Below are 14,855 nucleotides of genomic sequence, written 5' to 3' on the forward strand. Positions count from 1 at the left end.
CCGTGAGTTAGATGAAAAGAAAAGATTCAACTCCGGTCACTCTATATTTTTTCGATTTAACTACTAGGAGACTTGACCGTAATAAGGTGAGGATTAACTGATTGATATGCCATAATAATCCCCTTGGGATCACTCTTAACTTCCCATGATATGTCACCCGTTGCTGAAGTTTCTAATGTGAGTTGCGCTGTTGCTGTCGCTGCTGTTGGAATTTGATCAGCAGGATAGGCACCATGATAAGTTGATGTTGTATATAGTTTAATAGTTGCCGTCATAGACTCTCCATTTTGAGGCGCAAAAAATGCTAGAGGCGTTGAAGCTCCTGAAATCCCAAAAGAAGAATTAGTAGATTTTAATTCCTGCCCATTTCCGGATGCTAATGTTACCGTAACAAACATAAATGGATTGGTTGCACTGATCGCGACACCTGTATTCATCGTCGTTGCTACTCTAAAAAAATTACGTTTTGGATTAGCGGTTGACGGCGTAACACTTAATTGCATTAAAGGTAATTTATCAGCTGAATAACTACCCTCTTTATTTGCAATAAAGCTAATAGCTAAAGGACTTTTTGAGTCCCTAAGATCTGAGCCCTCTATTCCTTTTTTCGTGAAGTCCTGAGCATACAAAATACCAAAATAATCCATAAGCTTGACTGAAAAATTATCTTTGCTCCAAGAGCCATCACCTAAATCAAATTTCCACACATTCGTAGCCATATCGAAGTCACTTGTATTTGACCCATCAAGATATTGACCACTATCTTTCTTAAGAGGGTAGTACGTTACACTTCTAAAATAAGCATCAACACCCTGCCAATCATTATCTGGAGGATTCCCAGACCATCCAGCACCAGCTTCTTGGCTAGGCGTTAATTTACTATTTTCAAGATCTTTAGCAGCTTTGAATGCGACATAATTAGCAAGGTTAATAGATACCTCGCCAAGTTTATTATCAAACCCTGTATCTACCCAAGGAAGGCTTCCTTGTGGTGCTTGCACACCTGATGCTTTGAGCGATGGGTAGTCATCTATCGTATATAGTGCAACTGGTGTTGCATGAGAAATATCAGTTCCATTGTCCGGTGCATTGATATAGTAGGCAACGCGTGTCGGTGACCAGACAATAGTGTAAGTATTAAATTGCGCATATGGATTAAAACTAGCATTACCTGCATCTGGCAAAATATAGGTTTCATTATTCATTGCTGCTGCCGTATATGATTTAGCAAGTGTAGAGCCACCCAATACAGGTAACTTTTCAATAAACTTATAATTCTGCCTATTAAATCCAGGTAAAGTAACATCAATATTTTGATTACCCTGCGGCATACGCCACCAATTAATCGCTGCCATTTTACGCATATCTAAAGTGGATGGTACGGGTTTAACTGCTGTTAATGGATATTTCCAAACTGAGGCATTTTGCCAACCTGGTTGTTTACTACTTCCAGTTATACCACCCACCTCATAACCATCCCCGGTTGTTGCTATTGCACCAAGGTAGTTATAATTTTCTGAATTGATTTGTGTATCCTTTTTGCCATTTGTCATCCATTTATTATAATAACGCTGCATCATACCAAGAGCTGTATCATCAGTAATGTAATAATTTTGAGTCCAATTAATAACATCTGCAGTAATCTGCCCTGATGTCATCTGGCTCATATCAAGCTTTGCACCATAGTACGTTGGATTTCCCCCTGTATCTAATGCAATATACGAATTCTGCGTTGCTTGTGTATACGGCACAAACTCCCAGTCAAACTCATTCCAACGCCACATTTGCGCTACCTCAGGCATAGCTCCTGGCGCTGGGGCATCTGAATAAAGCCAAAAGGCTGTACAAACAGGGCCATCAGCCGCTTTTAATTTAGCAACAAACATTCCATAATCAAACTTTTTCAACGACTTCATCTGTGCACTCAGATAATCTCCATAACGCGCATAGGGACTCCATTGATTTTGCTTTTCTTGTAATCTTGCCCCAGAATCTGCACCCACAGAAGTTTGGATATAACTTAAAAAAGGCAATAAAAATATACTACTAATAATTTTCTTCACACACGTTTTATTTTCCATAATGCTACCTCTCTTTGAACTCTACATCTTTAATCCATTACAAACCACTTTGCAATCACGCGTTACAAAATGAGTTAACAATGAGTTAAGCAGATCGTCATAAAAATACCTATGGCAAATGGATGATTTTTGGTGCGCCAATATCTTAACTTTCATAAAAAGATCGCTTTACATCAGCTGTGAAAAAGATTAATTTAACTGCTTCGCATGTATGGTTGCTATACATATTTTATCCTTATAGCGAAACTAAATAATTAAATAATGGGGCAAAATACCATGAGTAAAGATTTGGGTTTTATTTTTATGACACAGGTTTGGAATCTGTAGATTCACTGGTATATTACACACAAAGGAATTAATAATGTTTAAGCATGAAACAAACATCAATACACGATCAAAAGCACACTTTTTTCTTCACCAAAAATATCACAGTTTACGTATCTGAATAGATTGCCGCAATGCAGCAGCGATTGCAGATAATAAATTTAAAATAATTTTTGAACATTTGAAGAAAAGAGAAAAGTATGTCACATAAATTACAACGAAACTTAAAAGCTCGCCATTTAATCATGATCGCCTTGGGTGGCTCGATTGGCACTGGTTTATTTTTAGCAAGCGGCAGCGCCATTTATGAGGCGGGTCCCGGTGGCGCAATGCTCGCCTATGTCATTATCTCACTGATGGTTTATTTTCTAATGTGTAGCCTTGGTGAAATGGCAGCACACTCACCAACTACAGGCACATTTTGTGAATACTCTAGCCGTTATGTCAGTGCTGATTTTGGCTTTGCCATGGGTTGGAACTATTGGTTTAACTGGGCAATTACTATTGCCGCTGAGATTATTGCTGCAGCTTTAATTATGCAATATTGGTTTCCTTATGTGCCAACGATCTATTGGAGTGTTTTGTTTTTTGTGCTTATTTTTGGTTTAAACCTATTAGCCGTTAAAGTCTATGGTGAAACGGAGTATTGGCTATCTTTTATCAAAGTTGCTTTTGTGATCATTTTTATTGTTGTTGGCATATTAACAATCATTGGTGTTACTGGCGTTGGTGGACCTGTTGGTTTTGAGAATTGGCATATTGGGGATGCGCCTTTTCATAATGGCATGCTTGGGTTTATGGCAGTGTTTTTGATCGCAGGCTTCTCGTTTCAAGGCACAGAACTCGTTGGCGTTGCTGCAGGTGAAGCAGATAACCCTAGAAAAGCTATTCCTCAAGCGATTAAACGCACCTTCTGGCGTTTGGTTATTTTTTATATTCTTGCTATTGGGATTATTAGCTTCTTAATTCCCTATACGAGTGACATTCTCATTAATAAAAATTCTGATATTGCCATTAGCCCTTTTACCATTGTTTTTAAAAACGCAGGCTTGACCTATGCCGCAACGATTATGAATGCGGTGATCTTGATTGCAATCTTATCTGCTTGCAATGCTAGCATGTTCTCGGCAACACGTATTATGTGGCATCTAGCCAATACCAAACAAGCACCCAAAATATTTGTCAAAATTAACCGTCAAGGCATTCCGATTAATGCACTTTTGATTACAGCACTTGTTGGTTGCTTGTTCTTTCTGACTTCTTTTTTAGAGAATGGTAGCGTGTTTATCTGGCTTGTTAACATTTCCTCTTTAGCGGGATTTGTTGCTTGGTTTGGTATTGCTTTGAGCCATTATCGGTTTCGTCGCGCTTACCAAAAACAAGGTATGAACCTGCAAGATTTACCCTATCGCGCCAAATGGTTCCCAGTCGCACCCATTTTTGCAATGCTTTTAATTGCCGTGATTATCCTAGGACAAGAGTTTAGCGATATTATCTCAGGCGACATTACATGGCAGAAATTCTTAGCAACCTATATCGGCTTTATTCTATTTTTAGCATTACTTATCGGCTATAAATTGATTAAACGCAGTAAGCTCATTGCCTTGGAAAAATGTGATATCTCTGCTAAACATTAGTTATTCAAAATCATTCTATGCAAGGTAAAAATAACAGATGTTCTTTCGCAATAGCCTTAGTAAACACCTTATTCGCTTTCTTACACGCGATGTTGATAAGCCACGCAAATTAGCATTATCCGATTATCAATCATTAAGTCGCGCCGTTTTGACTTGTGATGTATTATTAGTTGAAGGACGTTCACGCACAGCACGAGTTATCAGCTATATCACCCGCAGTATTTGGACGCATGCCGCTTTATACATTGGAAAACTTAATGAGCTTGCACCACAACTACAACATACGCTATTGCAATTTAATCCACATCTTGAACATGAGCATATTATTATTGAAAGCATTCTTGGAGAAGGTGTTGTTGTTAAAAATCTCAATGAATACACACACGAACACGTTAGAATCTGCCGCCCCAAAGGGATTTCTAAAGCCCAAGTTATCACTGTTTTTAACTATGCAATAGCCAATCTTGGCAAGCCATATGACCATCGACAAGTCTTTGATTTAGCACGTTTTTTGTTTCCATGGATGATCTTGCCACGCAAATGGCGCTCAAGCATTTTTCAGCACAATGCAAAAGGGCACGCTAAAATGACTTGCTCTTTATTGTTGGCTGAGGCTTTCATTCAAGCACGATTTCCTATTCTGCCAACCATTGAGAAAAAATCTTCAGGCAATTATTTTGAAGCGATTGTGCGTAACCCTCGACTTTTTGTACCTTGCGATTTTGATTATTCACCGTTTTTCGATATTGTAAAATATCCGATGGTTAAAATTGAAGGTAATAGTGATGAGCTATTCTTATGGAATAACGAGGTAATGAGTAATGACGATGAGGGCTTAACAGAGATCTCATCATCAAATGAGGTTAAGCATTCAAGCGGCTAACAATTTGTTGTAAGTAATTGGACATCTTATGCCAATCTGCAATTTCCCAGTTTTTGCTATTCTCTGGATCGGGTAAATAGGTGTAATGAATGGCGTAATAATTAAGTTTGCCTTTCAATTCATCTTTAACCATATCAACTTTACTTCTGGTATCATCGACATAAATAACCGATTGACATAGGTTTGAGTTATTTGTCTTTTGACGCTCTTTTTCAATCAAGCCAAGAAGCAATTGACCTTTATCACCGCCTGCGGCGTATTGAATGCCATGGTTATACATCGTATAGTCATTTTTATACTTATTTTGCGCAAAGAAGCTTGGATCAAATCGATCGCTGCCAATAGGATTCTTGGTGAAATCAAGTCCATTGATTCTTAGCTGCCTTAAGGTTGTTGCCTCAGCACTAAACCCGCGTGACGTCAACGCAATCGAAGGATATTCCCTTTGCAATTTACTGACCACTGCCACGGTATCACTTTCGACCGGCTGATAATTGATAAAGTAGCGTACCGCATTCAAGAAATCATAAATATTTGCACTTTGATCAGTTAATAAATGCTTGGCATATGGATTACTTTGTGATGCCTGCCAATATACCCAACCTTCGCTGGCAAACTTTTCTTTATTTGTTAATAGCGTGTTATCAATATCATAAACAATACACACTGAAGACTTACCATAGTCTTTGCTTAACTTAGCAGCATATGGTTCGATATCTTTAATATTTGTAACACTAACTTCTTGATTTGTCATCGCTTGAGCTACACCAACACTAAACAGCACCAATGATATAGCTGTTATTTTCTTGATCATTTTTAACCCTCTTAGATTTCCCGCAGGCATATTAGCACAAACCGTAAGTTTGTGTATTTTTTTGTAGCAAGGCATTTTGCTTTTATTCTGTAAACTCCCCAAAAGATTAACAGTATGGATTTGCTAAGCTTACCATCCATGGTGATGGATTGCCTGCATCCTGCAGCAATGACGTCATTGTCGACAGGGAAGTCGGCAATCCAGTTTGCCAGGATGGCGACCTTTAAAACTTGACTATGTAAGGGCTTAATAAAAAAATACGGAGCTTTCAGTTTTATTACTATCTCATTCTGTTTAGAATATGCCGTCTATGTCATTGGAAAGTTGAAAGGGAAAAAAGAAACTATGCAAAAGATAGCTATTATTGGCGGATCAATCGCTGGCAACGCCATGGGATTAGTGTTGTCGCGCTTAGGTTTTGATGTCAGCATATATGAACGCTCAGGTGCTCAACTTGATGATCGCGGTGTCGGCATATGTATTCCAAAAGACCTACGTAATATGCTAGTACAATGCAATATGTTTGATTCTGATGCCAAATATATTGAAATCATTGATCGACAATTTATTGTTAGCGACGCAAAGCGCGATGCCGATGTATTCTGGCAACAGTCTGTAAATGTCATGGCGCACAACTGGTCAGAAATTTATACGCAATTATATAAGCGCTTACCACAGGGTATTTATCGACAAGATGCAAGTGTGGCGCATATTAAACAAGATCAACACAAAGTCATACTGTCACTCACTAATGGGCAAACCGTAGAGACAGATTGGCTTTTTTGTTGTGATGGGGTTAATTCACTTGGTCGCACAACACTTTTCCCTCAATCAAAACTTAACGAGGCACCTTATATTGCTTGGCGTGGCGTGATTGCAAAAAAACACGTTAGCGAGCCATCACTATTTGATCGACTTAATTATTTTTGCTACGAGTATGGGCATGTTGTCACTTACTACATTCCCAAACAAGATGGCAGTGTTGATTTGAATTGGGTTCTCTATCAAAAGGTAAATCAAGCACATAAAAATAAACTGTTAAACACGAATAACAGCAATGAAGTCACAAGCTTAGCAGCACGCGAGCTTCAGCCAATGCACTTTGAAGAGCTAAAGAAATTAGCCAACATGATGCCTGAAGTTTTTGCCAAAGTGATACTTGATACACCAAAACCTTTTATTCAGAATATCTTTGACACACAAGTCCCCGCACTTAAAAAGGGACGTATTTGCTTATCTGGCGATGCTGCATTTATCTCACGACCACATACTGCAAGTGGCGCGACCAAAGCCTTGCAAAGCGCACTTATTTTATTTAAACAATTACAAGAAAATCAGCATGATTTAGATCGCGCCACAGAACAGTGGGCAAAAATACAATATGATAATGAGCGCAAATTATATGAGCTTGGCAAAATTTTTGGGCATGCGCTTGTCACTGACACCCCCGACTGGCATTTAATGAATCAAGAGAAAATGGATCAATGGTGGATCAACATTATGCAAAATCAACAATGGTATGCCTATGAGGCACAAAAATAATCCAAGATTAACTCTGCGATTTATTAATAATCACATTCAGCAAATGACTACCTCGTTGTAACGCGCCTTTGCTATGAACACTGATCACAAGTCCAGCAAATGGGTAACTTATTTCACACTCTTTAGCATCTGCCATTTGCAAACATCGACCTATTATCTGATCTTTCTCAAAGATATCTCCTGGGACAACAAACCACTCATATAAGCCACCAGATTGCGCGTAGACTGCTTGGAAAGAACCCTCATCATAAAAGCCAATATGCTTAGCGCACGCTTCTTTGTATGCTTTATTTGCAGCTATTACTTGCTGTGTCGCTAGATAGTTTAATATTCGATTAGATTGAATCTGCGCTTTTTTATGCTCAATCAACTCTTCTGAACCCAACTCAAGGGTGAAACTATCTACTAATACAGGCTCATTTCTACCTAATTCACTAAATGCCTTCTGCACACTCCACCAAGGATAAAATCCTGCTTCATCTAATGAGCCATTACATTTATTCTCAATTAATAACACATGCTCAAACCCCAAAGACTCAGCACTATCTTTGGCATATTGCGGACTATACAAATAATCAATCGCTAATGAATCCGTATGTAAATCTAAAATAATATCAGCCTGTAATGCCTCTAGTTGCATGGTATAGTTTAACCGTCGCGCACGTGACAACCCAAAGTCATTATTAAGTGCTGCTGTCATTTGCGCACTAATCTCATTTCGCAGTGCCGTAGCATATTCTGCCTGAGCGCTTTTAAGATGCTCTTTGGCAAATGACTTATAATCTATCTCAGGCTTAAAATAATAGCGATTCCAATTGTCACCATTGGTTGCATCAAAACGCCCCTGATGTCCAGCACCAATAAGCATGTCACGCCCAAAGGGGTTACATTGTGGAATCATCGTAATATCACCTTGCGGTTGTTCTTCATGAAAGTGCTTAAGTAAATTTATAATCACGGCATTACCCTGAATCTCTGAGGCATGCATGCTTGCTTGAATATAAACTTTCTTAGCATTGTCATCTTGACCTTTAATCCTATATTTCGCAACTGTGATTGCCTCTCCTGAGGCATTTTGCCCCACTTCAAGCAACGACTTTGTGATATAACTTCTCATTTCTTTAGTTTCTTTAGTTTCTTTCATTTCTCTCATTTAAGCCAGACTCCCGCTGCTTCAGCTTTTCTTAGTATCTTAATTTGCCCTTTATTATATGTCACCTCCGCTGGCAGCGTATGACACAAAAAAAATGGCATGCTCTCAGTAAAGCCATAAGCACCGGTATAGTGAAAGATAATATGATCTTGTGCCTTAGTATCACTTGGCAGTTGCACTTCCCCTAAATAATCCAAACTAGTACATAACGCACCATGCAAATGCATCTTAGATAGAGTAGTACTACTTTCTCTTAGAAGACTCACAGGAAATGCCTGTGATGTCAGTGTTGGGCGCATTAGATGTTGACTGCCACCTTCTAATATTAACATGTCACGCTCATAAACTGATTTGCGATCAACTACTTTAGTAACATAAACTCCACACTTGGCAACGGCATAGCGCCCAAGCTCTAGCCAAATATCTGTTTGTGGATAATGGCTTTTAAGTTTTAGAATCAATGCGTTAATTTCAGCTAAGCCTAGCTCTTGTCCTTTATGTTGATAATCAACCCCTAAACCACCACCTAAATCTAATACACGCAAATCAATATGCATGGTCTCTGCCAATTCATGTAATGTATGAGCAATCGTAAACCAGATTCTCTCAAGCTTGTCTATACAGAGGATATTACCCCATTGAAAACAATGAAAACCTAAGATATTAAGATATGGGCAATCAAGATCATTGTTCTTTGAATAAGTCACCCAGTCATTGGGTGACAAGCCAAATGGTGTGACACACTCACCACCTAAGACATTTTTTTCTCCATCATGCCATTGCAATTGCACGCGTAGCAACACATCAATATAAACTTGCTTTTGATTGGCAATACTTTGCACATCTTGCAATTGTTGCGTACTTTCAATGACAAACCGTCTGACACCTTGATCAATAAAATAGCCTAACTGTTCATACGACTTAGCGGGTCCTGTGTGCAAGATATTTTGAGGATTAACACCTTGCTTTAGCACCTGATCAAGCTCACCAATACTTGCCACATCAAAGCGCATTCCCTCATCATCTAAAGTGCTAATAATTGCTGATAAAGGATTGGCTTTAAGGGCATACCAAAGGGTTACGGGTAATGTTTGTAACGTTTTTATATGGGATTGTAAAACATCTAGATCATAGAAAAAAAAGGGTGCATCAATCTCTTTAGCTAAATCAACTAATGCTTGATGGTGGTGTAAGGTATCAACCATTAACGCAATGCCTCCTCCAAACTAAGCGCATGATCACTTTTATCATCACGATATTTAACAATAATGGGGCATGCTGCTTGTAAGCCTTGAGTCTTTGCCCAACCTTGCGTCAACGGTCTTGTGCCTGGTACGACAACAGCATCTTCTGGAATGGCCTCACCTTTGTCAAGAATACGCTCATTAACGCAATCATACACGCTAACGCCACGTGACAACACTACAGATGGCGCAATAACCGCACGTCTTTTAACAACAATTCCTTCAACAATGACAGCTCCCGCACCAACAAACACATGGTCTTCAATCACGACAGGATTCATACCGATTGGTTCAAGTACACCGCCGATTTGCACACCTGCTGATAAGTGAACATGCTTACCAATCTGCGCACAAGAACCCACTAGTGCATGGCTATCAATCATTGTACCCTCATCAACATACGCACCGGTGTTAACATATGCCGGTGGCATAATGATTACCGATGGCGCAATATAAGCACCAGTTCTTACAGCTGAGCCGCCTGGCACCATACGCACGCCATCGGCAACGGTAAAACGTCTTGGGACTAAGTTATGCTTATCGACAAAGCCTTGGTAACTTTCAGTAAAATCGGTATTTTGACCCGCTTTAAATGCCGCTAAAATTGCTTCTTTAACCGCAATGTTCGCTTGCCATTGACCATTTTCTTGGCGCTCTGCTGAACGTAGTTTACCTGTTTGTAAATCTTGTAGGGTTTTCTCCCAACTCATCATTTATACTCCTTTTATATTTATTTGCTGGAGTTACAGACTTTTTCTAAAGTGCGTAACTCCGGTTATTTATTCAGGTTAAGACTAAATGTTCACCTATAAGTGCTCGCCGTACCCTGAGCGTAAGTCGAAGGGTAAGCTTGGGAAAATCACACTTCATAGAGGCTTCGACTTACGCTCAGCCAACGCTTACAAAATTAAAGTGGGCAGGAATATGGTCATAGCCTTTATTCATTACATTTAACTGACACAGATATGCTCATAATAGCTTTGAATCTCGGCATCGGCTTGTTGCAAACGCTCAATACTTGTTAGCTCTTGAGCAATCAATGGTAAGCGCAAAGTATCACTATCAATAACACCCATATGTGCAAGCCATGCCTTTGCCGGAATTGGGTTTGCCACACTAAAGCACGCAGCAGTTGCATTTTGCCACAAACGGCTTAAGGCTTCATCCGCATCAAAGCGTAACGAAGTTTCAACATAGGCTTTGGCTTCTTTTGGCCATAAATTGGAAACCACTGACACCAAGCCTTTTCCACCGACTTTGGCAAGCTCAGGCATCATCGCATCCTCACCACTGTATACATTAACGTGAGGCGCTATTTGTACATAACACTTAAAGCGCGAGATATCACCCGAAGCTTCCTTCAATGCCCACAAATTCGGATGATCCTTAAGTGCAGAAAAAGCATCAAAACAAAGATTCACCCCCGTTCTTGATGGCACGTTATATAGCATACATGGCTTTTTTGCTCTGTCTAATAATGCACTAAACCAAGCAATTTGCCCCTGAGTGCCAGGCTTGGCATAAATTGGCGTGACCATCAAAAAGCCATCAACTGCTTGAGCGTTACAAAATTCAACCCACTTAAGCTGCTCGGTTAATTGATAACCGCCCACACCAACAAGTAAGGGGACTTTAAGTCCTAAGCCACAGGCAAATCTCACTACTTGACATTGCTCTTCATAACTCAATGCTAAAGCTTCACCCGTGCTACCTAGAATCAACACACCACAATCAGCAGCTTCTTGTTTGCGTAGCAGTCGCTCAAAACTTACCAGATCAATCTCACCACCTTCAAACATTGGTGTAACCACTGCTGTGTAGGTATTGTTGTTAATATTTATTGCCATGACACACCTCTTACTAATTCATCAAACTGGTAAAAACCAGCATTTAACTTATTTTCACACACAAAGCGCGCGCTCCATACGGCACCCTCAGCAAAAAGCTTGCGATCATGCGCCACATGCTTTAATTCAATGGTTTCATAAGGGTTTTCCACCCTTAATACATGCTCACCCTTTACATCTTCTTTACGAATAGACTCAATAGGGCATTCTTTCACATTAAGCCATGATTGCCATGACACGGCAGTGCCACTTGGGGCATCAAGCTTTTGTGTGTGATGTGTTTCTGTTAAGTGAAAATGACTATTTGTCACTAGGTTTTGCAGATTACCTAAGGTGTTTAGCATCTCTTTTATCAGCGCCATCGACAAACTAAAATTATTCGCTATAACCCAGATTTGTCCTGATTGCCTGATGCGCTGTATCAACGTTTCATCATAATGAAATCCTGTGGTACCGCAAACAACAGATACCTTGCTTTGTAAAAGCACGGGCAATATTTGCCTTAAAACATTAGCGCTAACAAAAATAATTGCTACTGTTGCCTTATTGAGTTTCTCCACAGTCACTAAATTTTGTGAGTCAAATACATCACTTATCTCATCTTCTTTTAAAAGATCAAGTACGGCTTTACCGGTTTTACCTCGACCGATTATTGCTACCTTCATCGCACACACTCCTTAGTTGATTCACTAAAGAGAGACATATAAATCTCCATCATCACACCCTTTGCATCTTCTGCTGCTACTAACAGGCAAATATTATGCCCGCTTGCGCCGTGGCTGAAAAGGCGAACATTATAACTTTCAAGAGCGGCAAAGAGTTTAGCACTTACTCCTTTGTGCTGATGTAATCGATTACCCACCACTGCAATGAGGGACAAATTATGCTCAACACTAATCTCAAGATTACCAATGGATTGCAGCTCATCTAATAGTGCTTCGGTTAATAGGCTTTCACCGATTGACTGGCTACCTATATGATCCAAGGTTAAAGCAATACTTACTTCACTTGTCGTTACTAAATCAACCGATATATTGTGTTTGGCTAAAATACTAAATACTTTGGCTAAAAAACCTTGCGCATGAAACATGTCAAAACTTTTGAGCGTCATTAAAAGCTGGTTTTTACGCTCAGCAATCGCGCGAATTTGCGGAGGCTCCTTTAAGCTATTGGCCTTAGCAGTAATCCAAGTGCCGCCCATTTTAGGTGAAAACGTAGAGCCTACAAATACATCAATATTGCTACTTATTGCCGGCCATAAGGTTGCCGGATGTAAAACTTTAGCACCAAAGGTAGCAAGCTCAGCCGCCTCATTAAAGCTTAAACTCTCAATCGCTCGCGCTTGTGGAATAGTGCGTGGATCAGCTTCATAAATACCTGCAACATCCGTCCAGATTTTAACTGATTTTGCTTGCAAAGCTTGTGCCAAAAGAGCAGCACTATAGTCGCTTCCACCTCGACCTAAGGTCGTTGTTTTACCCTTTGAATCCATGCCAATAAAACCCTCACAGATGAGCACTTGATCAGCAAGTAGCAATGGCAACATATGAATCGTTACTTGCGCTTTAATCTCATCTAGATTGGGCTTTGCTTGAGAGAAATTACTATTGGTCTTCATCACGGTTTGCACATTAAAATACTGCGCATTAATCTTATTCTGTCTAAAGATTGCCGCGACAAGTTGCGCTGAGATCCGCTCACCGAATGATAATATCTCATCACTTAGCTCTTTGGTATTAAGGCGCACACTCATTTGCGCCAAAAACACAAGATCATCTACTCGCTGCTGTATGTCGCTGTGTAAATGAGCACAATCAATCGCCTCAATAATTGGCGATAGTATGGTCTTAATATCATCAACAATACCTGAAATCTCATGCACAGACTTTACATGATGCGCCAACTTTACCAAGAGATTGGTTATCCCTGATTGTGCACTGACGACAACAACACGCACACTTGGCGAAGATTTAATAATTTCTGCGCATTGGCAGATCGCGTTTAGATTAGCGACACTTGTGCCTCCAAACTTCGCGACGACAAAAGGGTTTTGCATAAAGCTTCTCCATTTATCGACACGGGGTTACGGCTTTTGCAAAATTTGACTCATGTGTTTGACAAAAATACAAATACAACCGAAGCGCCCCACGTCTTTGTTGACGTGACAGTCCTGCTGCCTTTTAGCAGCAGACCCAAGTAATTCAGCCATAACACATCATTACTTTCGGCGCTTACTCTATTGCTGTTGATCGCTAGATGTTATGATCTTCACAAAAGCGCTATAGCTTGCGCACCTCTTCTTTTATTTTAAAATTTTTTAAATTCTTTAAATTTATTTTTATCGCGGTAACGCGACTTTTTTACTATAACGTTTGCCTTTTATCGCTGTCAAAACTTTTATGCTAGATTTTTTTGAAATACTTGCGACTTAAGTCCAAACCGAATAGTTTCTCAAGTTTCATTTTAAAACGTTGGCGTTTTTCTTTTTTGGTTAGAACATGATTGGGGTTAGCTTTGAACAGCCCTTCTTCTTTGACAAAAAAGCCCTCGATAATCTTAGGATGAGCCCCCTTAAACTCCACCAAGATCTGATGATCAATATCACTATATTTCGAGTCAAAACCTTCAGATTTACCCCAATGCTTATTCACTTGGCTGATTTTCTTACTCATTGCCGCCTCAGGCCGCACCCATCCATAATGATAAATATAGTTATCGAGTAATTTCGCCTTTGGATAGCGTGCGATACGATTAGATTTCTTAGGGTCAAGAACCAACCAATACAAGCCATCAGGCGCATAACTTCTGACACTTGCCTTAATGATTCTTGGCGCATAACGATACCAAGTCGGTGATGATAGATACGTATTAGTGTTGCCGTAAAAATGGTAATAATGAAATGCTAAGGCTTCGACTTCTTGGTCATCTTTATAGCGGTGCAGTGCTTCTTTAATCGTCTGAAGATCATTTTCATGCACGATCTCATCACCCTCTAAATAAAAAAGCCAATCCCCAGTACAGGCAAATTGGGCAATCATTTTCTGCTGGGCATAGGTATAACCTTTGACCTGCATATGTTCATTCCATACCGTTTCGATAATTTTAATCTTCGGATGCTCTTTTGCTAACTGCTGCAACACCTCGGGACTATTATCTTGCGATTGCCCCAAGGCAATTACAAACTCATCACAGATTGGCAAAATAGACTGAATCGATTGAATATAGGGAAAGCATAGCTCTTCGGCATTGCGTAAAAAGGTAAATCCTGATAATTTCATAACACATTTCAACATTTTTATTTTTTAATAGTGTACACATAAAGTAATAAGG

The 14,855-nt window shown here is 39.7% G+C and carries 12 protein-coding genes and 1 riboswitch; of the genes, 3 read left to right on the forward strand and 9 right to left on the reverse strand.

Translation table 11 applies throughout. The features are described from left to right. Nucleotides 1–56: 56 nt before the first annotated feature. Nucleotides 57–2,081, reverse strand: coding sequence for a hypothetical protein (locus tag F3D68_RS00535; RefSeq protein ID WP_151192596.1), 2,025 nt, complete (start codon nucleotides 2,079–2,081; stop codon nucleotides 57–59). Between the two features lie 524 nt (nucleotides 2,082–2,605). Here F3D68_RS00535 and F3D68_RS00540 point away from each other — a divergent pair. Together F3D68_RS00540 and F3D68_RS00545 are read left to right on the forward strand one after the other, a co-directional pair. Further along, complete coding sequence (locus F3D68_RS00540; protein WP_151192597.1) at nucleotides 2,606–4,042, forward strand: amino acid permease; 1,437 nt, start codon at nucleotides 2,606–2,608, stop codon at nucleotides 4,040–4,042. Between the two features lie 37 nt (nucleotides 4,043–4,079). Next, on the forward strand, nucleotides 4,080–4,925 hold the full coding sequence (locus F3D68_RS00545; RefSeq protein WP_151192598.1) for a YiiX/YebB-like N1pC/P60 family cysteine hydrolase: 846 nt from the start codon (nucleotides 4,080–4,082) through the stop codon (nucleotides 4,923–4,925). Here F3D68_RS00545 and F3D68_RS00550 read toward each other — a convergent pair. Next, nucleotides 4,906–5,739, reverse strand: coding sequence for a DUF2608 domain-containing protein (locus F3D68_RS00550; RefSeq protein WP_191092638.1), 834 nt, complete (start codon nucleotides 5,737–5,739; stop codon nucleotides 4,906–4,908). The genes F3D68_RS00545 and F3D68_RS00550 overlap by 20 nt on opposite strands. 345 nt (nucleotides 5,740–6,084) lie before the next feature. On the opposite strand from F3D68_RS00550, the gene F3D68_RS00555 reads away from it, so the two are divergent. Continuing rightward, nucleotides 6,085–7,281 (forward strand): FAD-dependent monooxygenase, encoded by a 1,197-nt coding sequence (locus F3D68_RS00555; protein ID WP_151192600.1) that lies wholly within the window; start codon nucleotides 6,085–6,087, stop codon nucleotides 7,279–7,281. 7 nt (nucleotides 7,282–7,288) lie between these two features. Here the strand turns inward: F3D68_RS00555 and F3D68_RS00560 are convergent, their stop codons facing one another. From F3D68_RS00560 to F3D68_RS00590, 7 genes are all read right to left on the reverse strand, one after another. Next, nucleotides 7,289–8,434 (reverse strand): succinylglutamate desuccinylase/aspartoacylase family protein, encoded by a 1,146-nt coding sequence (locus tag F3D68_RS00560; RefSeq protein ID WP_151192601.1) that lies wholly within the window; start codon nucleotides 8,432–8,434, stop codon nucleotides 7,289–7,291. Further along, nucleotides 8,431–9,639, reverse strand: a complete 1,209-nt coding sequence (locus tag F3D68_RS00565; RefSeq protein WP_151192602.1) for a PLP-dependent decarboxylase — start codon at nucleotides 9,637–9,639, stop codon at nucleotides 8,431–8,433. The genes F3D68_RS00560 and F3D68_RS00565 overlap by 4 nt, the downstream gene beginning before the upstream one ends. After that, nucleotides 9,639–10,388, reverse strand: a complete 750-nt coding sequence (locus F3D68_RS00570; protein ID WP_151192626.1) for a 2,3,4,5-tetrahydropyridine-2,6-dicarboxylate N-succinyltransferase — start codon at nucleotides 10,386–10,388, stop codon at nucleotides 9,639–9,641. The genes F3D68_RS00565 and F3D68_RS00570 overlap by 1 nt, the downstream gene beginning before the upstream one ends. A gap of 240 nt (nucleotides 10,389–10,628) precedes the next feature. Then, nucleotides 10,629–11,525, reverse strand: a complete 897-nt coding sequence (gene dapA / locus F3D68_RS00575; RefSeq protein WP_151192603.1) for a 4-hydroxy-tetrahydrodipicolinate synthase — start codon at nucleotides 11,523–11,525, stop codon at nucleotides 10,629–10,631. After that, nucleotides 11,516–12,190, reverse strand: a complete 675-nt coding sequence (locus F3D68_RS00580; protein WP_151192604.1) for a dihydrodipicolinate reductase C-terminal domain-containing protein — start codon at nucleotides 12,188–12,190, stop codon at nucleotides 11,516–11,518. Before F3D68_RS00580 ends, dapA begins: the two co-directional genes overlap by 10 nt. Then, a complete protein-coding gene (gene lysC, locus F3D68_RS00585) occupies nucleotides 12,187–13,581 on the reverse strand; it encodes a lysine-sensitive aspartokinase 3 (protein WP_151192605.1) in 1,395 nt (464 codons plus the stop codon). The genes F3D68_RS00580 and lysC overlap by 4 nt, the downstream gene beginning before the upstream one ends. Before the next feature lie 74 nt (nucleotides 13,582–13,655). Continuing rightward, nucleotides 13,656–13,832, reverse strand: a riboswitch (Lysine riboswitch). Nucleotides 13,833–13,927: 95 nt separating this feature from the next. Next, nucleotides 13,928–14,803, reverse strand: coding sequence for a glycosyltransferase family 2 protein (locus tag F3D68_RS00590; protein WP_151192606.1), 876 nt, complete (start codon nucleotides 14,801–14,803; stop codon nucleotides 13,928–13,930). Nucleotides 14,804–14,855: the final 52 nt, after the last annotated feature.

The sequence above is a fragment of the Cysteiniphilum sp. JM-1 genome (genome assembly GCF_008711525.1).
GTDB lineage: Bacteria > Pseudomonadota > Gammaproteobacteria > Francisellales > Francisellaceae > Caedibacter.